The following is a 25,391-nucleotide window of genomic DNA, read 5'->3' as shown; positions in this document are numbered from 1 at the left end:
TCTCCATTATTTGTATTTAGCAAATTCTTTTTGGATGATCTCGTACGACCTCTTTAATCGCTCTTCATATTGAGGCTGCTGCCAAGTTTTCCAGCTGTAAGAGAAGAAGTCGTCTGTATTCAGGCGGCTTTGCTTGGAGCTGGCCACAGCCGCAAGTGAGATGTCTTGAATCTTTTGGGAAGCTTCCGGGCCGCCTTTCCAGTAGTCGCCAGCAATTTCTTTCGTACTTGGATCTTTTACATTAAGAAGCATCCATGGTATACGAATTTCTACTATCCCGGTTTTCTTATTTATTTCGTAATCAGCTAAAGAGTCGTAGTTTTGAGCGTCTGGATTGCCATTTCCTTTTTCCAGCTTGCCTGTTTCGAAAGATTCAAAAGGATATACCTCTTTCGTGACAGGGTTCGTTAGGGTTTTATTTAAAGCCATCTCGATTTTATGAAACTGGCCGTTATTTTTTCGAGAAGCATAAGGCTTTTTAGGAATAAGCTTTAATTTTTCCCCGTACATAAAATAGTGGCTGTCATAATAGCTGTCAACAAGCATTCGGGAATCGTTCTTTCCATTCAGGCGCAAAAGAAAATCGATGCCCCGTTCGGAGGCAATGCCGCCGTTATAGGAAATACTTTTGTTTCCCTGCTCTGGAATCGTATCAATTAAAAGGGTTGTATCCATGCCGGCATCCTTTGCCTGTTTATAGTCCAGGCGGATATATAGGTATCTTTCATCATGAGTGACAAACATTTTCTTGATGACTTTGTTTGTCTTCAGCTTTGCTGGTTTAATTTTTTCTTTTTTCCAGTCGTCTGTTTTTCCGTCGACCCGAATTTTTAAGCGATCAAAGCTTAGAATTCCGAATTGCTGCTCGTTCGTTTGGGCATTTGACCAATACGGGCGCCGGTTAGGATCATCAAAGTCCATTGTATTCCAAGTCCGTTTGAACCATTCATCCTGCCAGTTGAAGACAAGCCCGCCAGTATAACCCTCTTTCAGAATATCCTCAAAGCGTTCGGTGACGACTTTGCCTTGTTTCTCTTCGCTGTTATGGCCTTGATTCCAGCCGTACGGGTTGGAATGGGTAATACCCCGCGAGGCAGGAAGGCCGAATTCAGCAATTAGAACAGGCATTGTGTGAGCTTTCTTTAAGTCATGCAAATAGCCTGCATAGCTGTTTGCTTTGCCGCGATGATCTTTATATTTCAAGTAGTTTTTATCAATGTTCAGAAAATCCGGATAGTAAGGGTACACATGATAAGCAGCGAAATAGCCTGCTTTCAATTGTTCTGTCGGATGGATGACATTCGGGTTAATTCCAACTAGATCTTCTTTTTTAAGCGGCTCATATGGGTGATCTAGTAAGTCGGTTGTGACCCAGTTTGTAAAGCTGATTGGATGCTGCGTACCATAGTTTTGAGATTCTTGCTGAATCGTGTAATCCATCATGGAGGCGAGCCAGTATTCGAACGGCTGAGCCTGTTTGGTCCTCATATAGGTGCCGGAGAAATCGCCTTTTCCTTGATGTTTTTTATTTGTGCTGTCCACCATATCAGGGTACCACTCGATTCCGACAATCCAGCCGATTAAATAAGGGGATACATCCGCCTTGTACGAACCGCTGGCATGTCCTGGCTTTTCGGGAACCGTAGCATTGCCATGTACGACGTCTACGATGGTTTTAATGTCAGACTTAAATTGTTTCACAATGCCGCTATCAAATGCATCCAGCTTCTCTTCAAGCGGCTCTTCATCAATCCAGATGCCGTGGAATAAATAAATAGGTGTTTCAGCTTGTTCATTGTACCGTTTTAATGCCCGATAGAACCCAGGTGGATGGAGAGTATAGACACGGATCGCATTGGCATTCATTTTGCCGATTTGCTGAATCCACCGATAATATTCGTCTTCCGTAATCGCAGCTTCTCCAGGCCATGCACCCGGTTTTCCCATTCCCATGTTGACTCCCTTAATGGTCATCGGTACCCATTTGCCGTTTTTCAGGATTTGAAAACGATCGCTTTCCAGCTTTGCGTTGATGGATATACCGTCTACTTTCTCTTGTTCAACCTTGGCGGTTTCTTTCTTTTTCGGAGAGTGACTTGCTGCTTCATCAAGGATAGTTTCCATCAGAGGGGCATACGTGTTCCAGTAAAAAGCTTCGCTGTCGGCTGAATTTTCTTTTGTAAATAGGCTCTTCATTTTAATAAGGCCAGCCGTTTTATAGAAAGAAGGTAGATGGTTCGTATCATTATAGTCTCCTGCAAAGTAAAAAGCGGGGGAGCCATTTTTTTCTGTCTTCGTGATGGCCGCAAACTTTTCAGGAATTCCGTGCTTGTTGAGCCATTTTTCCCCTTCATTCGTTAGGCTCCATTCATAGTTAGCGATCACTTCTTTTCCATTCCGTGGAGTAATGACGTCAAACCAATAGTTATAGCGCGGGCTTTCTTTCAGGTTGAATTCCTTTTTTCCTGAAGAGGTAAACTTTAGAGTCAGCTGATTGGATTTCAGATGACCTTCTTCTAATACAACTACTTGTCCATCCTCATGGATAAATACAAAGCCGGGACCTGATTTTTTCCATGGCTGTTTTTCTTGAGCTTCATAGGCACGAATAGCTGTATCAGGTATTTCTTTGTTTTTCGCGGGGTCTAGCTCCTCAAAGCTGCGTCCAATCCACCCAGTCCAGTTAATATTCAAAAAGCTAAGAAGACCTTCACGCACATTTTTAGGGGTGGGAGAAGCAAAGCTATTATATTCTGAAACCCAGACAGGCTGATGGTCATAATACAGCTCTTGCAGCTTTGTCCATTCTTGGTTGCTTAATCCTCCATAAGAGCCTTTAGAATGGGGAGTATCAATTCCATATGTGTCGGCTGTATAAATAAGTTGTGGTGAGTTAGATATTTTAGAAATAGACCGATTTGTATATTTTTTTCCGTCAACCGGAACGATTCCCGCATAATCCATTTCTTTTCTGTAAGGTTCGCCGGAAGGATGGTTATATTTTTTGTAGTTTAGCAGCCACGTTAACCCTTGATGTTCTCGGAAGGTATGATCAGGCACCGTTTTATCGAAGATTAATAGATTCATTTTTTTCGCTGGCTTTGCGTACCAGACGAGTATGGGAGATGCGATTATAATAAGCAGGATGACAAGCCAAAGCCACTTTCTCATCTTATTTAGCTCCTTTACCAAATTAATAGCTTCTGCTCATTATATCTCTCTTTTACCAATAAAATAAACAATCGTTTACGGGACAAAATTAGAAAAGGAAAAGAAGAAGCAGGATAGAGAATAACGATGAAGAAATCAATATAAGCCTTTCAAAGGTTGACTCGTCATAAAAATCATATTATGATTTTATCAACCGATAGGTTTTTGCTTGAATGAAAGGGATTTTGAATATGAATCATCAGTTAGAACATGACAGGAAAACACGTCAGAAAATTGTCAAGGTAGCCCGTGATCTTTTTATGGAATTAGGTTACAGAGCTGTTTCTACCCGGAGAATTGCTGATGTCTGCGGCATTACTCAGCCTACTCTTTATCATCATTTTAAAAATAAAAAGGAACTTTATATGGAAGTATTAAAGTCTGAGCTGCTTGATATGCAAACAGCCCTTGACCGAATTATTAAACGGTTCGAAAATCATCTTGAAGAGTGCTTATTTCAAGTTACATACTATATACTGATTAATAAGCCTGCTGGAATAGGGCAGATGTTTCATGACATTGAAAAAGAGTTAGGTAAAGAGCAGCAGGAGGAAATCAAAAAAAGATGGATTGAAGCTTACCAGGCACCTATAGCTTCTATTTTTGAAAAAGGAATAAGAGAAGGAAAGCTTAGAAATCCTGCTGAGTTTGGCTCAGATCCTGTTCTTTCTTCTTATTTACTTTTGAATTTGATTTCATCTAGAAACACAGATCATCCTGTGCCGGAACCTGTAGCAAAAGCACAAGCAAGACTTTATACGAACGTCCTTCTATATGGGTTAGCCTCTCCGGATGAAGAAACAAAAAAATAGTAGACTTTAACAAACTATTCTGTTGAAGTTTCTTTTTTTGACAAAAAACCTATCAGTTGATAGGGAGGGTGGTTAAGTATTTTACTTTAGATAAATAAGAAGACATGAAACAGAGGAGGAAAGAAGATGGGATTTCTAACGAAATTCAGCTTGGAAAATGCGGTTGCTGTATTCATTGTTTCATTTTTATTAATACTGGGGGGCGTTTATTCTTTTTCTAAACTAAAGGTAGATCAATTTCCGGATATCGAGTTTCCGCAAATTTCTATAGAAGCCATCTACCCAGGGGCCTCACCGGATGACGTTGATCAGCAGGTTGTGTCAAAGCTTGAGAATCAGCTTAATTCTATTGAAGGCGTCACGAAGATGACTAGCTCTGCTTATGATAGCATCGGCATCATCACATTAGAGTTTCCGTTTGATACAGATCTTGATAAGGTAGAACAGCAAGTTAATTCTGCAGTAGACGAGGCAGGATTGCCTGATGACGCCGACATTAAGTTAAACCGCCTATCGTTCGGATCTTTTCCGATTTATAACATTTCAATTTTTAGTAAGAATGGGGAAAGCATTGAAAAGTTAATGAAGGAGGAGATCATTCCTGAGCTCAAGAAAATAAAAGGCATTAATAATGTGTCTGTAGCTGGACTAACGAATAATCTAGTGCAAATAACAGTCGATCAGGAAAAAGCAGAACGAGCGGGTCTTTCTCTTAACAGCATAAAAGAGCAAATCAACGAGAAGTATTTATCCTTCCCGGCAGGTGAGCTAACAGAGAATAAGGAGCAAATTCCCATCCGGGTAGAAGAAAATCTTGAGTCCCTTTCCAAACTGGAAAATTTAAAGTTAAAGCCTGCATTTGGAGCAGCTGTTTCAGAACAGCAGCCGGGGACCCAAGGTGCCCCAGCACCGCGAGAAGATGTAATCCGCTTGAAAGATGTGGCCTCTATTAAAAAAGTAACCGATCAAAGTGAAATGGCCCGTTACAATGAAAAAGAATCTTTATCGATGGCTATTACGAAAAAGCAAGAGGCTAATACGGTTGAAGTGGCAGACAAAGTCATGGATGTTCTAAAGAAATATGATGACAAGATCGCTTATGAAATCGGCATCGATTCTGCAAAGGACATTGAAAAATCCGTTAGCACGTTAGTGAAGGAAGGGTTACTTGGTGCTCTATTTGCCTCTATTGCTGTTTTGGTGTTCTTGCGCAACGCAAGAGCGACAATTATTGCCATTGTGTCCATTCCGTTGTCGCTCCTAATTGCAGCCATCTTTCTGAATCAGCTTGATATTTCGTTAAATATTATGACACTTGGGGGAATGGCGGTCGCTGTGGGGCGTGTCGTAGATGACAGCATCGTTGTCATTGAAAATATCTTCAGACGGGTTCGAAAATCAAATGAAGGCATGTCTGACAAAATTATTTTAGAATCAACAAAAGAAATATTAAAGGCGATCACCTCATCAACCTTAACAACGGTTGTTGTTTTTCTTCCGATCGGCTTCGTAGGGGGAATAACAGGGAAATTCTTTTTACCCTTTGCTTTAACGATTATTTTCTCTTTACTAGCTTCATTGCTTGTTTCGATTACGATTGTGCCTATTTTAGCGAAGTTCTCATTTAAGAAAGTGCCTGCTGAGGAGAAAGAAGGCGTTCTTCAAAGGATCTATGGCCGCTTAATCGAAACATCATTAAATCACAAGCTTATTATTTTATTCGCATCTATCTTACTGCTTGCTGGATCATTTGCTGTTGTCCCTTCATTAGGATTTACCTTTATTCCTAATGAACAGTCAAAAACATTAACGACTTCTATTGAGCTGCCATCTTCGGCTTCTCTTGAAAAAACCAATAACATTTCATTACTTGTCGAAGATATGCTTAGCAAACAAACAGAAATCGCAAACGTAACAGCCTCTGTAGGAGCCAGAGATTTTACAACGGGGCTCAGGCTCGAAAACAAAGCAAGCTATTTTGTTAATTTAAAAGATAACACTGACGTTGAAAAAACAATTAAATCGCTAGAGAAGAAAATGGAAGATATTTCCGATAAGGAACAGGCTGATGTAAAAATAAGTGTTCGGGAATTAGAAACAGGAGGTCCTCCTTCAAATAACAATGTGGATGTTGACTTGTTTTCTAATGATTTAGATAAACTGCAAAAAGCTGCGAAGCAAGTAGAAGACTATATGCAAAAAAACAATGATTTAAAGTATATTACGAATAATTTCAGCGAAAAGCAAAAGCAGTTCTTAGTCGAAATCAATCCTGATAAAGCGAGTGAGTATGGATTATCAGGTTTCCAGATTCTTGGAACAGTAAGTGAGCAAACGAAGCCGGTGAATGTTGGAACTTTAACATTAGACGGTAAAGAGCAGGAGATTCAGCTATCTGTTGATAAAAAGCTGCAATCAAAGGAGCAGTTGGAGGACGTTGTTCTCTTTTCTCAAAAAGGCCCTGTTAAACTTTCAGAAGTAGCCGCTATTAAGCAAGTTAATGCCTTTACGTCCATTCAGAAGCTGGATGGCAAGGTGTATGCGCGTGTTTCTGGACAGGTAAAAGGAAATGATGTGCAGGGTGTATCATCAGAAGTAAAAGCCGGAGTAGAAGAGCTTGATTTACCTAAGGGTGTATCTCTAACAAGCGGTGGGGGAAATGATGAAACCGTTGAAATCTTCCAATCATTAGGGGTGGCTATTATTGTCGCTATTGGACTGGTGTATTTGACGATGTTAATCACGTTCGGAAAAGCACGCATTCCCTTTATTATCTTATCTTCACTCATTTTTGTCCCGATCGGTTCACTTGTTTCACTTTATGTGGTGAAAGAACCATTATCCGTCAGTGTTATGATTGGTTTCTTAATGTTGATCGGAATTGTGACAACAAATGCTATCGTGCTCGTTGATCGGGTTGGCCAAAATAGAACGAGAGGATTAACCATAAGAAAGTCTTTAGTAGAAGCAGGAAAGACAAGATTACGGCCGATTTTAATGACAGCATTTGCCACCATTGCAGCCCTCATCCCGCTTGCGATGACTACTTCATCAGGGACGCTGATTTCAAAAGGGTTAGCGATAACAGTCATTGGAGGGTTAACGTCATCCACGTTATTAACCTTAATTATTGTTCCTGTTGTGTATGAATTATTTTTCTTTAAAACTTCTAAGAAAGAAAGAGAAATAGCGGCCAAGCAGTAAAACTTTACTTTCTGTTCTTGATTTGAATTACACTATAAAAAGGATTGCAGTAGATTAACCACTGCAATCCTTTTTTGATCTTTAGGCTTTTACTGAACTATTTGGTACAGGAGAATACTCTAAAGTCCAAAATCCCTTTGTACTTTGCTGTCATATATACGTGCTTCTCAGATACACTATAGAGCTGGGGCTCGATATATTCTGAGTATTGGAATTCAGGAGGAGAAATATTTTGAAAGATAGAAGGGTTGACTGGGTGGATTTTTCTATTTTTAAAGCCGGTTCTCTCAAATAAAGTGATCCAATCTGTTTCTGTCAGAAGGGACTCAAATCCATAAAATTGGATGATTTCTTCGGCATGAGGTGATCCTAATCGTTTATTAAGCGTGAGTTCATTTGCAAGAAATCGGCCGTTATCCTTTAGCAAGCGATAAATTTCTTTAAGAGATTTAGGCTTATTGACAAAAGCAAGAACAGATTCAGAAATGATAAAATCAAATGTACCGTCCGGTAACGGGAAATCTTCGATTGAACCTTGAACAATTTCCACTGGTAAGTTAGATTCTTTCATTCTATTTTTAGCTTTTTCGATCATAATCGGGTTAATATCCACCCCCATTACTTTAGCTCCATATTGACGGGCCAGATAGGCAGCCGTTTGACCTGTACCGCATCCTACGTCTAAAACATAAGATGTTTTATCTATTTTTTCCGCTTTAATAATTTCTTTTGTTAAGTTAATACCGCCGGGATGCGCGCCGCCAATACCAAATTTAGATAAAAAGTCTAAGTATATTGACTTTTTAATGAGAACCACCTTCTTTATTTATTCATATGTATCGTATGAAAATAAAATAAGAAGGTTCCTTTTAGGCTCATATCCATTTTGAGTACCCATCCTTAAATTTGCTCAAGAAACGGAATAACGTATAATATTTGTTCCCATTTGATGGTGCTGTCATAAGCTATAGTAGCTTATGAAAAAGGTGGTGCGTTCAATGAGTGCAAGAGGATGTGGATATGGAGCAGGCTTTGCCTTGCTTGTTGTGCTGTTTATCCTATTAATCATCATAGGAGCTTCTTATCTTGGCTGTGGAGGATATGGTGCTGGATACGGTGCAGGCTTCTATTGATAAGTGCAAGATAGCTTACGAAAGCAAGGGAACAGACGCCTAGTCTGTTTCCTTATTTTTTTATATCGGTTTAATCCAGTTTTCGATTTATTTTGTACCATCCAACGCAAAGCTATTTGTTTTATTTTAATGATATCGGTATTCCTAATAAAATTTTACTACAAAGCTGCGCAAGCCGTTTAAGTTAGTAAAACGAACTCATTTAACTTAATACACAGCAGAGGGGTGAAAATTATTTTACACTAGTGAAATAATTTTCACCCTATTTTGTTGTTTAGTATGTTTATTGCTGTATTTTTAATTATTTATTAAACATTCGCAATTGGCACAATAATTGCAAAGCAGAAAAGATAGAAATCTATGCGAGAAGGGAGAATGGAAGTTTTGAGAAATGAAATCGTTTTCGCAACAGGGAGATTTTTAGATGAACTCTGGGTAGAAAGTTGTTGATGCAATAGGCTCTATATGCTGTTTATCCTTGAATTAAACGATCTGCGATGAACCGTTCTGTTGAAGCATTGAGTATAGTGATACGTTTGTTCATTGCGTGAGTTATTTAAGCCGATTAGTTACTAGGTGGAAAAGTCATTCCTTCTATGTTCGCCATGCCGAATGGCCTTTTGTATTAAACACAAAAAGAAAGTTGTGATGAAAAAAATTTAAAGAAAAGGGATGAACACTATGGAAAATAAAACCTATAACTTACAACGCGGGCTGAAAAGCCGGCATCTCACAATGATTTCCATCGGTGGAACGATTGGAACAGGATTGTTCCTTGCTTCTGGAAATGTAGTGTCGAAGGCTGGTGCTCTCGGCGGCCCAATAGCATATTTAGCTATTGGAATTTTAGTATATGTTTTAATGAAGGGTCTTGGCGAAATGTCAACTTTTATGCCAATTCCCGGTGGTTATACGACTTATTCGGGGTTGTTTGTTCATCCAGTTCTGGGCTTTATGGTAGGTTGGAACTTGTGTATTAACGGATTCCTCGGACTTGGGGCTGAGATCGTTGGGGGCGGAATGATTTTAAACCAATTCTTTCCTGGCATTCCTCCCGTTGCATTCTGTATTGGGCTTTCCTTATTAATTCTAATGTTGAATATGATCGACGTAAAATCATACGGAGAAGCTGAATTCTGGTTTGCTGGTATCAAGGTTGTCGCTATTATTATTTTCTTAATTGTCGGTGTCCTTATGGTTTTTGGATTGATTGGAAATCAAGGATTTATCGGGTTGTCAAACTGGAGTAGCGATTCGATGTTCCCACATGGATTTGCGGCTGTTATATTAATGATGACCGGGGTCATTTGGTCTTATCTTGGTGTTGAAACAGTTGTCGTTGCAGCGGGGGAAGCGGAAAAACCACAGCATAATGTGCCTCGGGCTATTAACACTATTTTCTTCCGGATATTAATTTTTTATGTGGGTTCTGTGACTGTAATGGGATTGGTCGTTCCTTATGAGAATGTCAGCGTTTTAAGTAACGGCTACGCAGGTCTGTTTGAAATGGCTGGTATTCCAGGGGCAGCTACTATTATGAATATTGTCATTCTAACCTCTTTGGCTTCGGCGGCAAATTCAATCGTATATGCACTGAGCAGAACGCTAGTTGCATTGTCAAAAGAGGGAAAAGCACCAAAAGCATTGTCCAAAGTAAATAAGCGTGGTATTCCGGTAAATGCGGTTATTCTTACTTTGTTCCTCGGCCAAGTCTCTTTGATCACCAGCTTTGTTTCACCGGATAAAGTGTTTGTTTGGCTGATTTCGATTGCAGGTTTCAATACATTGCTTGGCTGGTTCGGAAGCTTCCTTGCACACTATAGATTTAGAAAATGGCTAGTGGCGAACGGCGGATCTGTAGATAAGTTGAAATTTAAAATGGGCACTTATCCAATTCCAACTATTATTTGTTTGGCTGCTTTAATTGCTATTGCTATTTATACAGCTTACAGCGCCGACACTAGATTTTCATTTTATATCGGAGCGCCTATGTTAGTGCTATACTTTATCATTGGCACTTATTTGAGTAAGAAAGGAAAACTGCAGGAACCAGATTACAAGCCGTATTTAGAAGCGCACATTGATGAAACAGAAATAAAATAAAGAATCATGAATGTTTAAAAGGACCTCTGCTAAATCCCTGGTGATCGACTTGGAGAGCCAGGGGTTTGTATGGAAGAGAAAATGAGAAGGAGTCAGAATAACCATGGAAAAGAGAAATCTGGGATTAGTAAAACAACTGCGTCACGAATTGCACCAGCACCCTGAACTTTCGAATCAAGAGGTCTGGACAAAGCAGCATTTAATCAATTTTCTGAAAGAGCATACGAACTTAGAAATTGTCGATAATGGTTTGTGGTTCTATGCCATTTATCGCGCAGGAGAAGGCAAAAAGAATATTGCATTTCGTGCGGATTTTGATGCTCTTCCTATGGAGGAGAGAATCGATATCCCGCATGCTTCTCAGTTTCCAGGCGTTTCTCACAAATGTGGACATGATGGCCACTCTGCTACACTTGCCGGATTTGCTTTGGAAATCGACCAAAAGGGAGCTGATAAAAATGTCTTTTTTCTTTTTCAGCACGCAGAAGAGACGGGAGATGGCGCTGCCCAGTGTGCCTCTTTCATTAAAGAAAATAGCATTGAAGAGATCTTTGCTTATCACAATATGAGTGGCATGCCTCTTAAATCCGTCAATATTATGGATGGTACCGTTCAGTGTGCTTCCAAGGGGATGACGATCCATATGGAGGGTTCCCCGGCTCATGCGAGTCAACCGGAAGACGGGGTTAACCCGGCTTTTGCGATTGCAAAAGTCATTGACGCTATCCCGGAGTTTATTTCTCCGGAGAATAATAAGGGTATCGTGCTGTGCACAGTCGTTCAGGTAGATATCGGTGAAAGAGCTTTTGGAATATCGGCAAGCAAAGGGGACTTATTGTTGACGATCCGTGCTCTATATGAAGAGGAAATGAATGAACTTCAGAAGAATCTTGAAGAGCTTGCCCAAGCCCAAGCAGGAAAGTACGGTTTAAAAGTAAGCTTCTCTTATAATGATGCTTTTCCAGAGACAACGAATCACAAAGAAAGCTCAGATAAAATCCGTCAGGCCGGTAAGACAAAAGGACTGCAAGTTATCGAAATGAAGAAAGCCTTGCGTCCTTCTGAAGACTTTGGCCATTATTTGAAGCTGACAAAAGGGGCAATGTGCTACATCGGAAACGGCGAAAATTATCCGCAAGTGCATACATATGAGTATGACTTTCGAGACGACATTATCGAAACGGCAGTAGACGTATTTAAAGGTCTCGTTGATTTATAAAAAACACTCAAAAAATTATAGGAGATATCTTTATGTTTCTATATAAATGGTGATGAAAAAGAGCCCCTTAAAGGGCTCTTTTTCACATGGACAAAGGACGTGGTAAATATTTTCTTCGGAAAGATGACTTTAAACGACGCTATTTTTGACGGATGAACTGTCATTGCCATCGGGATCAAATACAGCAGCTGTTGGAATGCCAACCGGAGACAGATCGCCATTTTGTTCCCCGAAAGCTTGGTTTCGCTTATAGCTCACAAATTGGTCGATAAATTGAACAGAGCCCATATTGGCCACGGCTCCATTATCCATCGTATTAATTTTAAATCCAAGAACATTAATAACCATCGGAGTGATAAAAGCCATATAAACACCTCCTTCTGTTGAAATAAGATCAGTCTTTACAAAAGGTGCCACTAGAAGAAGCTTGATTTGGCTGACGGGCTGTCAATAGCATCCATATCCCACACGGCAGATTGAGATAGCACTGTAGGAGACAGGTCCCCGTTCTGCTCCCCAATCCCTTGGTTCCGCTTGTACGAAACAAACAGGTCTATATGTTGACTTGAGCCAAGATTGAGAACTGTTCCGTGATCAATGGCGTTAACTTTTATTCCTAATACATTGATGACAACAGGCGCAAACATTTTATGGTATCACTCCTAACGGGTTAGGCAAATTAGCGGTTTCAAAAGAAGCATTGGAATCCACTTGATCCCGATCATCAACGCCGCTTCTCGTACCAAGAAAATTACTGCCGTCTCCCATGTTTTGTCCTAAGCCCATGTTTTTCTTGTCTGAATTATGCCATTCCGCCAATAAATTTTGGCCAACATTGATAGCTGAGGCGTTCTCAAATGAATTCACTTTAATAATATTTATATTGATATTGATATAAGGAACCGGGCCAGTCATGCTAAACCTCCTTAGCATTTTAAATGGACTGATGATTTGATTTTTCCCTGCATGAATCTACCGTATCATGATCTATTGTCCATGTTTTTGAAAACATTCTTAGGGTTCCATCTGCCATCTGTTGTCCGAACCCTTGGTTTTTCTTAGCACAGACATTTCTATTTCTCTTAACGGTAGAACTAAAAGATACAGCACTTAGATGATCGCTATTATTCACTTTAACATGATTGATATTTACCTTGGCCGGTAAAAAGAACATAGCTTCTTCTCCTTTCTTTTCGTTCTCTAAGTATTTAAAGGTATGCACTTCAAACGAAGATTATGTTATCTGCCTGCTTCCATGGCATATACATGGTAATAGGGTTGTTCGTTATGATGAACTAAAGACAAGATATACAGAAAACTCCATATAAATGATTATGATACGTCACAAGGGGGACCCCTCATGGACATGGATAAAATATTGCAATGGATGGATATAGCGAAAAAGTATCAAACTACTAATTTTTGGGATGAAATATTTGAGAATTCCTCCTTTAATGAATTTATGAAAAACCATTCAGGGGTTGCGCAAGACGGTGAATCGCCTCTTAAAACGGAGCAAGGGAAAAAGTTTCCGCCAACAGATATTTACATGACAGATGAAGAGATTTTATTAGTATCAAATTTGGCCGGTTATCCGAAAGAAAACATCCAAGTGTCTGTATCAGGCATAAAGCTATTAATTAGAGGAAGCGATAGTCAGATGAATAAAGGAGAACTGGTACAGCAAGAGATATATCAAGGAGATTTTCAACGCATCATTCAGCTTCCAGAGCCTGCCTATCCAAATCAGATTCGCGCAAGGTTTCATAATGGCCTTCTCTTTATCTCGTATAATCGACAATTTAGAAGCGAGGAACAAGTCCCCATTGAGTAATACAGCCTGTTCAGCGTTCCCGGCTTTTCATTAGTCTCTTTTCTACAGAATAAATAAATAAGTGTGGGGATCTGCTATGGCTATGAAAAGAATTTTTAATCAAAAAGGTCAGAACAAGAAAGACGATAAGAGTGAGCTTGAAAAACAAATTTTACGAATAAATGCGCTTGAAGTTCATGTAAAACAGTTATTAAAGTTTGAAAATCAAGCTCGAAGCTCCATGTTTGAGATGAGTAGAGAAAAAACAGTGCGGAGAGCGAATGAACATGATCAAAAACTGATAGAGCTGAATGAGAGAACTAGTAAGTCTGAACAAACCATTCGGCAAATTACACAATTTATAAATCATAATCAAACTGCCTCCGTGGAAGAAGGGAGAGTGAGGGAGGAGAGGCTGCTTAGCTTAGTAGAGGAGCGGTTGACTGCTCATATTAATAAGGAAGAAAGAATGCAGGAAACGATTCAGAAATGTGAATCGTATGATCGAAAACTTGAGGAGTTGAATGAGCGGCTTAATCAATTCGAACAAACCGTCCGGGAAGTCATCCTATTTATTCATAACCGTTATGACAAGGCTGCATCTGTGGAGGAAAGATGGCTTGATGTAGAGGAGAAGTTTGAGAAGAAATTAGCTGCCCATACAGCGAAAGAAGACATGCTTCAAAAGAAAATAAGCTCATTAGAAAGTCAAATCTCCAAATTAATGGAGCAGGAACAGCATTTATCTAACGACCACTTAAGAAACGAGGAAAGAGATCAATCAGATAAAGAAGAGCTAATAGTAAGCGATTCATCGCCTGATAGCAGAAGTGAGCAGAGAAGAGAAGCAGAAGAGATGGATTCCATTTCCTTACCTCTTCAAATGAGAATTCTTGCTCTGGAAAAAAATTATTTATTGGTGAATGAAGTACAGGCTGGGCTGCTCAAACGAGTGGACGAGCTAATAGAAAAATGGAGTGGGGCAACGAAGGAAGAAGCAGAAAATTCACCTATACAACAAGAATCTGTTTTTAAAACTCTGTATATAGACAAGCTTTATTTAGACAAGTACGAACAAAACAACAACTTTGAACAGCTTGGAATCAAGAGCTTGAGTGGTGCTTTGAATATAGGTGCGACTTATGGAAAAGAGGCTGTGCCAAAAGAGATAACGGAACAAGTAAAAGAGGATATGGAAAAAATGAAAGTCGCAAAGGAAGAAATGGAAAAACCGCAAACGAGCACAGAAGAACAGTCAGCTCCGCCAAATGATGGACTTTCCTCCGAGTGGAATTCTAAAGTGTTTGAGGAAGAGGCCCCTTATACGGATATTGTGATTGAGGATGACCCTTCGCTTGGGGAAGATCCTGTTTAGAGTTGAAATGACGTATTGAAGAGAGGAGAACATGGTCCATGCATCGAAAGAGTCCATTAGTTGAAAAGAGGAAGCTGTAAAATCGAAGAAGCGTTATATCTGTCCAATACGTCTTATTTTTTCTGTTAAACTTAGAAAGAGAAATAAGTGGCTGTCTCACAGGCAATATACAATAACTGTGAGACAGAGTCATTTCACTTGAGTAGATAAAAAGCTTTATTTTATGGCAGATACTGGCTTAATTAATTGTGGCAATGAAGAAACATATGTACAATATTTAGATAAGGCTTTTTAAGATCCTTTCCCTAATGTCAGGTGCGTTAAAAAAGCCGAAATGAAAATGTTTATCATGCATAACTAGATAAGGTGCATTTTTGCAAAGCATACATAAAGGGCGGGATACACTTGAAAAAGTATCAGCAAATCTTCCTCAAAAAAATGGATACAACTTTTCAGCTCTGGAAAAGCCAGCCGTTTGTTACGGAAAAAGAACTGTACCGATTTCTTCATTCGTTAAAAGGGACAGCTGGTTCTATTGGTCTTGAGGAATTAGCGGATATAGCAGCTGTTAGACTAAAGCAGCTAGATGAAGATAGAGAAAAGCAATGGAGTGCCGATGAATGGCAATCTTTTATAGCGGAATTAATAGGAAATCACAATGTGATAGAACAAGAGGAGCTTATTGAAACAGAAAGCGAAAAAAAGCCCGGCAGTGAAATCGTCCTTTTGATAGAAAGTGATATTGAGAAATTGACAGTTTTAAGAAAAGAAATGGAAAAAAAAGGCTGGGGCGTGCTGGCTGCGATGACTGCAGAAAAAGGGCTATCCATCTTTTTATCGAAGCATCCTGATCTTGTGGTCATCGATCTTGACCTTCCAAAAAACAGCGGAATGGAACTGCTCGAAAGAATTAAAGAGACGGCTGGGAATCGCCTTACGCCAGTAATCGCTATAAGCAGAGCGAAGGAGAAAGAGAAGCGCCTGAAAGCGTATGAAGCGGGAGTACTCGATTATATTGAAATGCCGACAGATCTAGATGAAATTCTTATTAGGATTAAAAACAAAATGAATTATCGAGATTTAATGAGGGAAGTTGTATTAATAGATGAACTGACAGGGGCTTTTAATCGTAAGTTCTTTAATGTTGAAGTGAAGCGGCAGCTGCAATTATTAAAGGAATCTAATGTATCTTTCTCTTTGGCCATATTGGATTTGGATCACTTTAAAAAGATCAACGATACGTATGGCCATACTGCAGGTGATGAGGTACTAAAAGAATTTAGCTTCATCGTTAGAAACCGCATTCATCAAGATGATTTTTTTATTCGCTTTGGCGGAGAGGAATTTGTCTTACTAATGCCGGAATGCTCAGGAGAAAAGGCAAGGAACATTATTCAATCGATTATCAATGAATTTAAACAGCAAGAATTTGTATTTGAAGATCAAACTGTTTCTTGCAGCTTTTCTGCAGGGGTAGTGGAAGCAAATTATTCTGAAGAACGCCCAGGAGAGCTTTTGAAAAAAGCAGATCTGGCTCTTTATTCCTCTAAGATCAATGGCCGCGGTAAAGTTACTTATTATCAGGACATGAATCCTTCTGCGGACAAAGAAAAATGGCTGCGTATCGGCATTATTGATGATGACGCGGTAATGCGCCAAATTTTAGAAGACCAGCTGCGCCGGATGTCGTTTGGAAACTACCGGACAGAGGTCCGTTCATTTAGAGAAGGAGAAGCTTTTTTCAAGGATGATTGGTACAAGCAGGGCGGCAAGTATATTATTTTACTCGATGGTGTTATGCCACGCATGGATGGAATAGAAGTGTTACAGCGATTGCGAAATGAATTTCGCGAAGAGGATTTTGTTATCATTATGCTGACAGGAAGAAAAAGCGAGAAAGATGTTGTAAAGGGACTTGAGTTAGGGGCAGACGACTATTTAACGAAACCTTTTAGCATTAAGGAATTAGAAGCTCGAGTGCGCCGGCTGGCTATGAGGATAGACCATTAATCTATTTTGACTGGTGAACGGGGGAGCGTATGATTACAGGATTTCGTAAAAGTATTCGAAAGCAATTTTTATTCATTATGCTTGCTATGCTTTTTCTTTTAATGATGGGAGCGGCTGCTGCTTATTTGATTGGGGAGCAGTTAACGGAAGGTTACAAAGAAAAAAGAAAAGCAATGAATGAGAAAGTGCAAACAGTCCGTTTTGTTGAGAGCAGCTTTAAAAACACTGTATTCTCTATGAGAGGCTATATTGCTTTTGAAAATGAGAAAGAGCTGCAGCAAGCTTATGACAGTTCAAGGGATCTGCAACGAGCTATTCGTGAGTTTGAACCGCTTGCTTCTTCTTCTAGAGAGAAAAAATTATTTACTGAGTTGGCAGATTTTCGCCGCCTATATATGAATCATGTTGTTCCTAAGGCTACCGTCTTTGTAAAAGACGGCGATCATGAGAGTATCCATCAATTGTGGGCTTCAGGGGTAACGGATAGCGTTAACTTCCTTATTAAAGAAATTGAAGCGGAGAGAGCAGGTTTAAATGAATCAATCGATTTACAGTACCAGCAGTTTTTAGAACAAACAAAGAAACTTAATATTTTTACAGCCATTTACGTTGTTTTTGTATTAGTCGTAACGAGCGGAGCAGTTTGGGTGCTCTTCAGAAGAATAGGACACCCGCTTCAAGAATTAACAACTGCCGCTGAGAAGCTGGCTGCCGGTCATGAAGTACAGATTCGGCAGTTAAAGAGGAGAGATGAGCTTGGTGTGCTGTCCACCGCCTTTGTCCACATGGCTAGGACTATACAGGAGAGAGAGCATGACCTAACAGCCCATAATGAGGAGCTCGTTATGCAGCAGGAGGAGCTGGAAAGAATGCTGGCAGAAACAGAAAAGATGAAAAACCGGCTATTAGAATTGGACCGGCTGAAATCTGAGCTTGTGAGCACGGTCAGTCATGAGCTGCGTACTCCTCTTGCTAGTATTCTCGGTTTTACCGAGTTAATGATGAAGCGTTCATTAGGGGAAGAAAAACAAAAAAAATACTTAACTACTATTCACCAGGAAGCGCTCCGCCTTACGAATTTAGTGAATGATTTTTTAGATTTACAGCGAATGGAATCAGGTGCTTTCATCTGCTCGTTTGAGCGGGTAGATCCCAAGCTTTTAATCGAGCGGGTGATAGAAGCCGTTAGCCATACGGCTCATCACCATCACTTTCAGCTAGTCGATGAGCGCTCGCAAAAGTGGCTGAATGGTGATGAGGAAAGACTTATTCAGGTATTTACAAATTTAATCAGCAATGCCGTTAAGTTTTCTCCTAAGGGTGGTATGATCGCCGTTCACTTGGAGAATGACGCCCATAACATGATAATAAACGTCAAAGATGAGGGGCTTGGCATACCGGCTGCTGAAATACCACATTTGTTCAAGAAGTTCCATCGTATCGATAACTCTGACCGTCGCAAGATTGGCGGCACGGGTCTGGGGCTTGCTATTTGTAAAGAAATTATAGAGGCTCACGGAGGAGAAATTATGATTTCTTCAGAGTACGGAAAAGGGAGCGTTTTTTCTATTGTCCTTCCACTTCCTGCGGAGGGGCAACAGGCAGATCACAAGACAGAAGCGAATTGAAATGGACGGGGAGAAATTAGATGAATATACTGATCGCCGATGATGAAGAAGTACTGCGAATGTTAATTGTTGATACACTAGAAGAAGAGGGGCATGTTCTTACAGAAGCTGTAGATGGGAAAGATGCTATTGAGCAGTTTCAGGAAGGGAAGTTTGACCTCTTGCTCGTGGATTATATGATGCCAAGAATGACAGGAATAGAAGTGATTCGCCAAGTAAGAGAGACGAGCAAGGTTAAAATTGTCATGCTCACAGCCAAAACACAGGAAAAAGATGTAGAAGAAGCAAAGGAAGCGGGAGCGGATTTTGTTTTTCCAAAACCATTTAGTCCATTTAAGCTAATTGAACTGATTGAAGAATTAGATGGAGAGCAGAAATAGGGGGGAGACTGTGTTAGAGGAAATTTACAAGCAGTTAGAAGAAAATTTTGAAGAGACAGTCAGCATAAGAAGATACTTGCATCAACATCCAGAGTTATCGTTTGAAGAAGAGAAGACGCCGCAGCTTATTGCCCGCCACTTAACAGAATGGGGAATAGAAGTAAGAGAGGGGGTTGGCGGCCGTGGAATAGTAGGCACCATTCGCGGTGGTCAGCCGGGAAAAACAGTTGCCTTACGCGCGGATTTCGATGCGCTGCCCATTCAGGATTTAAAAGAAGTTCCATATCGTTCAACGGTTCCCGGAAAAATGCATGCATGTGGACATGACGCTCATACGGCCACTTTGCTGTCGGTCGCTAAAGTATTGCAGGAAAAGCGGGATTTACTGCGAGGAAATATCGTGCTCATCCATCAATTTGCAGAAGAGCTTGTGCCAGGTGGAGCAAAAGAAATGATTAAAGATGGCTGTTTAGATGGGGTAGATGTGATGTTTGGGACGCATTTATGGTCTACTATTCCAGTCGGCCGGGCTGCTTTCCAGCCACGCGCGATTATGGCAGCTGCTGATCACTTCGAAGTGGAGATCATTGGCCGAGGCGGGCATGGCGGGTTGCCGCATGAAACAGTTGACCCCATTGTCCTCGGCATGAACTGGGTGCAGCTTATTCAACAGATTATTAGCCGCAATGTCAGTCCGTTAGATTCAGCTGTTATTTCTGTTGGTGCCTTTCATGGCGGAGATGCTTTTAACATTATTCCAGAGAAAGTGGAGATTAAGGGGACCGTTAGGACTTTACGCACGGAGGTTCAGGAAATGATCGAGCGGAAAATGGAGTCCATTTTGCACTCGTTATGTGAAGCAGCAGGGGCTTCTTATCAATATCAATATATAAAGGGGTACCCGCCTGTTGTAAATCATGCTGCTGAAACGGCCTTTGTTCGTTCGTGTGCCGAAGACATTCTCGGTACTGATCAATGCTATCTAACAGAGCCGTTAATGGTGGGAGAAGACTTTTCTTATTATTTACAGCACGTTCCTGGCACGTTCTTTCTAACAGGTGCTGGCAATCCCGAGAAGAATGCGGTGTATCCTCACCATCACCCGATGTTTGATATTGATGAGCGAGCGATGCTTCATGCTGGGAAAATTCTTGCTTCTGCTGCATGGAGGTTTTTAAACGACGAAAGTTGAACGTCTTTTCAAGTAGACGCATTTTCTGTATAGTAGTTACGGGAAAAATTTTAAAGAAAAAGGAAGAGTTCGATGATTATCAAAACGGAAGAAGAACTGGAGTCATTCAAAAAGATCGGAAAAATTGTTGCAGAAATTCGCGATGAAATGCGTCGTGCAACAAAGCCAGGCATTACAACAAAAGAGTTAGACGAACTGGGCGGCAAACTTTTCGAGGAGAAAGGTGCGGTATCCGGACCGAAAAGTGAATATGATTTTCCAGGGTATACATGTATTAGTGTAAATGACGAAGTGGCCCATGGTATTCCAGGCAGCCGTGTTATTAAAGAAGGGGACTTAGTCAATATCGATGTCTCGGGTTCATATGATGGCTACTTTGCGGATACAGGTATTTCATTTGTTGTAGGAGAAGGCGATCCTATGCTTTTCAAGCTATGCGAAACGGCGGAAAAAGCGTTTGAGCGTGGATTGATGAAAGCAAAAGCTGGAGCAAAACAAAACCAAATCGGAAAAGCAGTCATGAACGAAGCAAAGCACAATGGTTTTACAGTTATTAAAAATTTAACTGGTCACGGCATTGGACGCGCGCTTCATGAAGCACCTGACCACATCTTAAATTATTTTGATCCGTGGGATAACGATTTATTAAAAGAAGGAACGGTGATTGCATTTGAGCCTTTTATCTCTGCAAAAGCAGACATGATCGTAGAAGGCGGCGATGGCTGGACGTTTAAAACGCCAGACGGCAGCCTCGTTGCTCAAATCGAACATACCATTGTGATTACGAAAGACGAGCCCATTATCTTAACAAAATAATGTAGAGAGCCAAGTGCGAAGAGCATTTGGCTCTTTTCGATCGAAACAAATCGAAATGATTACTATTTACAAAGCGAAATGATTACGATATAATGCTTTTGGATATATATTTTGCGTTTTTGAGGAGGAATTATTTTGCCCCGCTTTTTAAATGTTTTATTTGCCTTGACAGCTATTTTTCTTCTTTCCGCTTGTGGACAGGAAAAAGCAAATAAACAAGATCATCAAACAGAAAAAGATGGATTAAAAGTATATACAACGATCTATCCGTTAACCTTTTTTACAGAAGAAATCGGTAAAGAATATGTAGATGTGAAAAGTGTTCTGCCTGCCGGAGTGGATGAACATACATATGAACCGACAGCTAAGACAATTGTTGATATCGCTGACGGTGATTTATTTATGTACAATGGATTAGGGCTTGAACCGTTCGGTGAAAAGATAAAAAAATCCTTGAAGGATGAACATACACAGGTTATCGAAGTAGGAAAACATGTTGACTTGCATCGATATAAAGAAACGGGAGAAGAGGCTGGACATGACTCTCACGATGAAGAGCATGAAGGGCACTCGCATGGGGGGACAGATCCACATATATGGATTGATCCTGTGCTAGCTATGGATATGGCAAAAGTGGTCAAGGAGGAATTATCAAAGCTTGACCCCGATCATCAGGAAGAATTTGAAAGAAATTATGAAGAGTTGAAGGGAAAATTAATGAAATTAGACGGGGACTTCCGTAAAATGGCTAACCAAGCAGCTGATAAAGAGTTCCTTGTATCACATGCTGCTTTTGGCTATTGGGAAAAAGAATACGGACTTAAGCAAATTAGTGTTGCTGGCTTGTCACCTACAAACGAACCTTCACAGAAGCAATTAAAAAATATGATTGACATAGCAAAGAAACATCAAATTGAATATGTTATTTTCGAACAAAATGTTACGCCAAAAGTGGCGAAGGTAGTACAGAAAGAGTTAAAAGCGAAAACTCTTCATATCCATAATCTGTCGGTACTTACTGAGAAAGATGAGGCAAAAGGAGAAAATTATTTTACCCTCATGGAGCGAAACATTCAAACGTTGAAGAAAGCAGTTAAAAAATGAAAATAAAAAGGCGGTTTTACAGCTTCAACTGTAAAACCGCCTTTTTATTTACTAGGAAAAGTAAGGATACGCAAAATCGGGTATTTTTCTATTGAGATGGAGTGAAGAAGGTCAATAATTTTTCCGCTTATCCATTGACAGGCTAATGCGTAAAAAATGGTTTTCACATCTACGATGAAGCCGGCTAGAAGAAGAATTGTCGAATTAATATAGAAAAGCGTTCTTCCCGGTTTGCATCCTCTCCACTTAGAAATAATTAAAGCAAGAATATCCATTCCACCAGATGAAGCGCCAAGCCGAAATAGAATGCCGAGGCCGATTCCGAATATAATGGCTCCTATGGCTAAGTCAACAGCTGGATAGCTAAGGGGCTCCGTTATAAATGGGGAAAAAACATGAATCGTAACAGCCGTCACGGTTACACAAAACATTGTCCCGGCGGCATTGCTTTTTCCTAACTGCCTAAAAGCTATTACAATCATAATAGCATTTAACATCCATAATGTCGCTGAGTAAGGCGTTTGAAATAAAAAATTTAAAATAATGCTAATTCCTGCTGCTCCGCCAGAGGAAATTTGATGCGGGAATAAAAAAAACGTCATGGCGACCCCTTGCACAAAAGCTCCAAACGCTAGAGCAGCGATTCGTAATGCTATGCTCACAACCGATCCTCTTCTCTATCTTTGTCTATATTTACCTTAACATATTTATCAACTGGAAGTAAGCCGCATTTAAAAGGATCTATGAGGAGGTGAGTAAAAACCTTCTCTTTTTTTGGCATACATTTCCTCAATAAAGGAAAGATATAAAAAAGTATCATATTGAAGGAGGAATAGAATTGAATGAAATGAATCATGAGCCGTTATGGAGAGCAGATACGAAATTGCCCTCTTTTTCTCCGCTAAAGGAGCAAGTATTTGCAGACGTCGTTATCGTGGGAGGCGGCATTACAGGTGTAGTTACGGCGTATATGCTCACAAAAGAAGGAAAGAAAGTTATCATTTTAGAAGCAGACGAACTGTTAAACGGAACGACTGGCCACACTACGGCAAAAGTAACAGCCCAACATAATTTAATTTACGATCAGTTAATTCAATCAGTAGGAGAAGATGGGGCAAGGCTGTACTACGAGGCAAATGCTGAAGCAGCCCATTGGATCAAAAAAACAATAGAGCAGGAAGGGATTGAGTGTGACTGGAAGGAAGAAACAGCCTATGTCTATACAAATGATGATGCAAAAGAACAAAGTCTTCAGAAAGAAGCAGAGAGCTATCAAAAACTAGGAATAGACGGGTCGCTCGTTGATTCGATGCCTTGGAAAACTCCTTTCAAACAAGCACTTCAAATGAATGGCCAGGCTCGATTTCATCCATTAAAATTTTTAAAGCCACTTGTTGAATTCATTGTAATGAATGGTGGAGCGATCTATGAGCATTCGCCGGCTGAAGATATAGAGAAGGGAGAAAAGCCAGCTGTTGTATTAAAATCGGGCGTGAAAGCCGTAGGAAGCAGTATCGTGATTGCTACTCATTTTCCTTTTTATGATAACGGTTTTTACTTTGCCAAATTGTATCCGACACGTTCTTATATTATTGCTATTAAGCCAAAGAAAGAATTCCCAGGAGGTATGTATATTACAGCCGAGCAGCCAACTCGCTCTGTAAGAAGCACAGTCTACAATGGCGAAGAAGTGCTTTTGATCAGCGGAGATGGCCATAAGACAGGGAAGGGACAGCCAACCGTTAACCATTATGAAAACTTAAAAGAGTTTGCAGAAAAAGAGTTTGGTATAGAAAAGTTATTGTTTTTTTGGTCCACTCAAGATCTCGTTCCCATGGATAAGATTCCTTACATCGGAAAGGCTGATGAAAATGAAAATATTTATTCAGCGACCGGCTTTAAAAAATGGGGAATGACAACGAGCGTAGTGGCAGCAACTCTTATGTCAGATTTAATTGTCAATAAACAAAACCGTTATAAAGATTTGTTCTCACCTAACCGTTTTAAAGCTGACCCTGGCGTCAAACATTTCGTCAAGCAGCAAAGTGATGTGGCAGCAACATTTGTGAAAGGCAAGCTGGATTATTTCTTTAAAGATGGAGAAAAGCTTCCGGTGAATCAAGGCGTAGTCATCAACTGGGAAGGAACGCGGACTGGAGCGTATAAAGAAGAAAACGGGACCATTCATCTTGTAGACACAACCTGTACTCATATGGGCTGCGAGTGCGAATGGAACGATGCGGAACGGACTTGGGATTGTCCATGTCATGGCTCGCGTTATTCCATTTCAGGAGAAGTAGTGGAAGGACCGGCAAAGAAACCATTGAAAAACCTTGGAGAACTTGGCGATCAAACATGGCAAGAATAATTGGATCATGACAATAAGTTTAATATTGATAACATAAAAAGCTGACTCAGTAAGTAGTTGACGTACTGTAGTCAGCTTTTTCTTGCCTTCTTTTTCAATCTATTCATCTTTTTTTGACAGGCAACGATCGCATTCCATCATATAAGATTCCGCTTGCTCTTGCATATGCTCCCCGCATTCTGGGCACATTTTTGGCGGCAAAGTTCTAAAAAACTCTAAAGGACTCATCATCATGTTAATTCCTCCTTTTATAAAACAGATTTTTTAATATCCTTCTGTTATAATACAGTATATGCACTTTCTCTTTTGTTGTAAACAGTAAAAATAAATATTCTGAAAATTAGTTAGATTGTCCTAACAGATAAAATAGAACACTTTCTTGATTTTTACCGGCAGAGATGATATAGTATGACTAGTTGTTTAAGTTCGTTTCAAAAGAGAGCAAGTTTGAATAAAATTGTTTTCGTCTTGAAATAGTAATAAACAGCAAGAAATGAATGAGCAAGTGAGCTCGAGGAGGATATTTACATGTTACAAGGTAAAGTTAAATGGTTTAATGCAGAAAAAGGTTTCGGATTCATCGAAGTTGAAGGACAAGACGATGTATTCGTACATTTCTCAGCTATTCAAGGCGACGGCTACAAAACTTTAGAAGAAGGCCAAAGTGTTTCTTTCGAAGTTGTTGAAGGACCACGTGGACCACAAGCTGCTAACGTAGAAAAACAATAATTAAAACATACAACAAAAGGCAGTGTGCGAGCATACTGCCTTTTTTATTTGTTTCTTTAAAGAAAGCTAACTATTATAAAGAGTTATTTCTATTGTGAATGATTAATGGAATAAAAATTTGAAAGTGTATTGACTTTATTATTGTTCTGGTGTTACAATTTGAATTCACCGTCAGATAAGACGGCTTTGAAAAAGAAACTTTAAAAACAGTTGACTTTTATAATGATGAAGTGATATTATAATAGAGTTGCTGTTGAGAGTAACAAAATTGATCTTTGAAAACTGAACAAAATAC

22 protein-coding genes are annotated in these 25,391 nt (G+C 39.9%); 15 read left to right on the top strand and 7 right to left on the bottom strand.

Annotated elements, in window-relative coordinates; translation table 11 throughout:
• Positions 1-6 precede the first annotated feature (6 nt).
• Positions 7-3,171 (bottom strand): hypothetical protein, encoded by a 3,165-nt coding sequence (locus A8F95_RS05350; protein WP_065409601.1) that lies wholly within the window; start codon positions 3,169-3,171, stop codon positions 7-9.
• 230 nt (positions 3,172-3,401) lie between these two features.
• Between A8F95_RS05350 and A8F95_RS23315 the strand changes: the two genes are divergently transcribed.
• Together A8F95_RS23315 and A8F95_RS05340 are read left to right on the top strand one after the other, a co-directional pair.
• Positions 3,402-4,022, top strand: a complete 621-nt coding sequence (locus A8F95_RS23315) for a TetR/AcrR family transcriptional regulator (RefSeq protein WP_065409600.1) — start codon at positions 3,402-3,404, stop codon at positions 4,020-4,022.
• A 126-nt stretch (positions 4,023-4,148) separates the two neighbouring features.
• Complete coding sequence (locus A8F95_RS05340) at positions 4,149-7,226, top strand: efflux RND transporter permease subunit (protein WP_065409599.1); 3,078 nt, start codon at positions 4,149-4,151, stop codon at positions 7,224-7,226.
• A 97-nt stretch (positions 7,227-7,323) separates the two neighbouring features.
• On the opposite strand, the gene A8F95_RS05335 is transcribed toward A8F95_RS05340, so the two are convergent.
• A complete protein-coding gene (locus A8F95_RS05335; RefSeq protein WP_176713632.1) occupies positions 7,324-8,043 on the bottom strand; it encodes a class I SAM-dependent methyltransferase in 720 nt (239 codons plus the stop codon).
• Between the two features lie 181 nt (positions 8,044-8,224).
• On the opposite strand from A8F95_RS05335, the gene A8F95_RS21580 reads away from it, so the two are divergent.
• From A8F95_RS21580 to A8F95_RS05325, 3 genes are all read left to right on the top strand, one after another.
• Positions 8,225-8,359: a YjcZ family sporulation protein gene (locus A8F95_RS21580; protein ID WP_077247227.1), complete on the top strand. Its 135-nt coding sequence runs from the start codon at positions 8,225-8,227 to the stop codon at positions 8,357-8,359.
• Between the two features lie 681 nt (positions 8,360-9,040).
• The gene (locus A8F95_RS05330) at positions 9,041-10,462 is read left to right on the top strand and encodes an amino acid permease (protein ID WP_176713631.1); all 1,422 of its coding nucleotides are present in this window, start codon (positions 9,041-9,043) and stop codon (positions 10,460-10,462) included.
• Between the two features lie 103 nt (positions 10,463-10,565).
• On the top strand, positions 10,566-11,681 hold the full coding sequence (locus tag A8F95_RS05325) for a M20 metallopeptidase family protein (RefSeq protein WP_065409597.1): 1,116 nt from the start codon (positions 10,566-10,568) through the stop codon (positions 11,679-11,681).
• Between the two features lie 129 nt (positions 11,682-11,810).
• On the opposite strand, the gene A8F95_RS05320 is transcribed toward A8F95_RS05325, so the two are convergent.
• The 3 genes from A8F95_RS05320 to A8F95_RS05305 form a co-directional block, all read right to left on the bottom strand.
• Positions 11,811-12,047 (bottom strand): hypothetical protein, encoded by a 237-nt coding sequence (locus tag A8F95_RS05320; RefSeq protein WP_065409596.1) that lies wholly within the window; start codon positions 12,045-12,047, stop codon positions 11,811-11,813.
• A 282-nt stretch (positions 12,048-12,329) separates the two neighbouring features.
• Positions 12,330-12,596, bottom strand: a complete 267-nt coding sequence (locus tag A8F95_RS05310) for a hypothetical protein (RefSeq protein WP_049661936.1) — start codon at positions 12,594-12,596, stop codon at positions 12,330-12,332.
• Between the two features lie 19 nt (positions 12,597-12,615).
• A complete protein-coding gene (locus tag A8F95_RS05305; protein ID WP_245671140.1) occupies positions 12,616-12,903 on the bottom strand; it encodes a hypothetical protein in 288 nt (95 codons plus the stop codon).
• Between the two features lie 138 nt (positions 12,904-13,041).
• Between A8F95_RS05305 and A8F95_RS05300 the strand changes: the two genes are divergently transcribed.
• The 8 genes from A8F95_RS05300 to A8F95_RS05265 all read left to right on the top strand — a co-directional run bounded on the left by A8F95_RS05300 (position 13,042) and on the right by A8F95_RS05265 (position 21,999).
• Positions 13,042-13,515 carry an Hsp20/alpha crystallin family protein gene (locus tag A8F95_RS05300; RefSeq protein ID WP_065409594.1) on the top strand — a complete coding sequence of 158 codons (474 nt, stop codon included), beginning with the start codon at positions 13,042-13,044 and terminating at the stop codon, positions 13,513-13,515.
• A 76-nt stretch (positions 13,516-13,591) separates the two neighbouring features.
• Complete coding sequence (locus tag A8F95_RS05295; RefSeq protein ID WP_065409593.1) at positions 13,592-14,869, top strand: coiled-coil domain-containing protein; 1,278 nt, start codon at positions 13,592-13,594, stop codon at positions 14,867-14,869.
• Between the two features lie 405 nt (positions 14,870-15,274).
• Entirely contained in the window at positions 15,275-16,879 is a 1,605-nt protein-coding gene (locus A8F95_RS05290) for a diguanylate cyclase (protein ID WP_065409592.1), read from the top strand.
• Positions 16,880-16,908: 29 nt separating this feature from the next.
• Positions 16,909-18,507: a sensor histidine kinase gene (locus A8F95_RS05285; protein ID WP_065409591.1), complete on the top strand. Its 1,599-nt coding sequence runs from the start codon at positions 16,909-16,911 to the stop codon at positions 18,505-18,507.
• 20 nt (positions 18,508-18,527) lie between these two features.
• Positions 18,528-18,887, top strand: a complete 360-nt coding sequence (locus A8F95_RS05280; protein ID WP_049661942.1) for a response regulator — start codon at positions 18,528-18,530, stop codon at positions 18,885-18,887.
• 10 nt (positions 18,888-18,897) lie between these two features.
• Positions 18,898-20,079, top strand: a complete 1,182-nt coding sequence (locus tag A8F95_RS05275) for a M20 family metallopeptidase (protein ID WP_281181741.1) — start codon at positions 18,898-18,900, stop codon at positions 20,077-20,079.
• 72 nt (positions 20,080-20,151) lie between these two features.
• A complete protein-coding gene (gene map, locus A8F95_RS05270; protein WP_065409589.1) occupies positions 20,152-20,895 on the top strand; it encodes a type I methionyl aminopeptidase in 744 nt (247 codons plus the stop codon).
• Between the two features lie 135 nt (positions 20,896-21,030).
• Positions 21,031-21,999: a metal ABC transporter solute-binding protein, Zn/Mn family gene (locus tag A8F95_RS05265; RefSeq protein WP_065409588.1), complete on the top strand. Its 969-nt coding sequence runs from the start codon at positions 21,031-21,033 to the stop codon at positions 21,997-21,999.
• A gap of 44 nt (positions 22,000-22,043) precedes the next feature.
• Here A8F95_RS05265 and A8F95_RS05260 read toward each other — a convergent pair whose 3' ends face one another.
• Positions 22,044-22,661 (bottom strand): YitT family protein, encoded by a 618-nt coding sequence (locus A8F95_RS05260; protein ID WP_245671138.1) that lies wholly within the window; start codon positions 22,659-22,661, stop codon positions 22,044-22,046.
• Positions 22,662-22,846: 185 nt separating this feature from the next.
• On the opposite strand from A8F95_RS05260, the gene A8F95_RS05255 reads away from it, so the two are divergent.
• Positions 22,847-24,367: an FAD-dependent oxidoreductase gene (locus A8F95_RS05255; RefSeq protein ID WP_065409666.1), complete on the top strand. Its 1,521-nt coding sequence runs from the start codon at positions 22,847-22,849 to the stop codon at positions 24,365-24,367.
• Between the two features lie 99 nt (positions 24,368-24,466).
• On the opposite strand, the gene yhfH is transcribed toward A8F95_RS05255, so the two are convergent.
• Positions 24,467-24,601 (bottom strand): protein YhfH, encoded by a 135-nt coding sequence (yhfH, locus tag A8F95_RS21575; RefSeq protein ID WP_077247226.1) that lies wholly within the window; start codon positions 24,599-24,601, stop codon positions 24,467-24,469.
• Positions 24,602-24,895: 294 nt separating this feature from the next.
• Here yhfH and cspD point away from each other — a divergent pair, with 294 nt between their 5' ends.
• The gene (gene cspD / locus A8F95_RS05250) at positions 24,896-25,096 is read left to right on the top strand and encodes a cold-shock protein CspD (RefSeq protein WP_049661945.1); all 201 of its coding nucleotides are present in this window, start codon (positions 24,896-24,898) and stop codon (positions 25,094-25,096) included.
• The last annotated feature ends 295 nt before the right edge of the window (positions 25,097-25,391 follow it).

Source organism: Pseudobacillus wudalianchiensis, from assembly GCF_001685015.1.
Taxonomy (GTDB): Bacteria; Bacillota; Bacilli; order Bacillales; family Domibacillaceae; genus Pseudobacillus; species Pseudobacillus wudalianchiensis.
The sequence above is the reverse complement of the archived record's forward strand: the minus strand, read 5'-3'. Positions and strand labels throughout refer to the sequence as shown.

Excerpts from the sequence above, each read along its gene's own strand:
- A8F95_RS05350 (WP_065409601.1), bottom strand. The coding sequence starts at position 3,171 with ATGAGAAAGTGGCTTTGGCTTGTCATCCTGCTTATTATAATCGCATCT.
- A8F95_RS23315 (WP_065409600.1), top strand. The coding sequence starts at position 3,402 with ATGAATCATCAGTTAGAACATGACAGGAAAACACGTCAGAAAATTGTC.
- A8F95_RS05340 (WP_065409599.1), top strand. The coding sequence starts at position 4,149 with ATGGGATTTCTAACGAAATTCAGCTTGGAAAATGCGGTTGCTGTATTC.
- A8F95_RS21580 (WP_077247227.1), top strand. The coding sequence starts at position 8,225 with ATGAGTGCAAGAGGATGTGGATATGGAGCAGGCTTTGCCTTGCTTGTT.
- A8F95_RS05330 (WP_176713631.1), top strand. The coding sequence starts at position 9,041 with ATGGAAAATAAAACCTATAACTTACAACGCGGGCTGAAAAGCCGGCAT.
- A8F95_RS05325 (WP_065409597.1), top strand. The coding sequence starts at position 10,566 with ATGGAAAAGAGAAATCTGGGATTAGTAAAACAACTGCGTCACGAATTG.
- A8F95_RS05320 (WP_065409596.1), bottom strand. The coding sequence starts at position 12,047 with ATGGCTTTTATCACTCCGATGGTTATTAATGTTCTTGGATTTAAAATT.
- A8F95_RS05310 (WP_049661936.1), bottom strand. The coding sequence starts at position 12,596 with ATGACTGGCCCGGTTCCTTATATCAATATCAATATAAATATTATTAAA.
- A8F95_RS05300 (WP_065409594.1), top strand. The coding sequence starts at position 13,042 with ATGGACATGGATAAAATATTGCAATGGATGGATATAGCGAAAAAGTAT.
- A8F95_RS05295 (WP_065409593.1), top strand. The coding sequence starts at position 13,592 with ATGGCTATGAAAAGAATTTTTAATCAAAAAGGTCAGAACAAGAAAGAC.
- A8F95_RS05285 (WP_065409591.1), top strand. The coding sequence starts at position 16,909 with ATGATTACAGGATTTCGTAAAAGTATTCGAAAGCAATTTTTATTCATT.
- A8F95_RS05280 (WP_049661942.1), top strand. The coding sequence starts at position 18,528 with ATGAATATACTGATCGCCGATGATGAAGAAGTACTGCGAATGTTAATT.
- map (WP_065409589.1), top strand. The coding sequence starts at position 20,152 with ATGATTATCAAAACGGAAGAAGAACTGGAGTCATTCAAAAAGATCGGA.
- A8F95_RS05255 (WP_065409666.1), top strand. The coding sequence starts at position 22,847 with ATGAATCATGAGCCGTTATGGAGAGCAGATACGAAATTGCCCTCTTTT.
- yhfH (WP_077247226.1), bottom strand. The coding sequence starts at position 24,601 with ATGATGATGAGTCCTTTAGAGTTTTTTAGAACTTTGCCGCCAAAAATG.
- cspD (WP_049661945.1), top strand. The coding sequence starts at position 24,896 with ATGTTACAAGGTAAAGTTAAATGGTTTAATGCAGAAAAAGGTTTCGGA.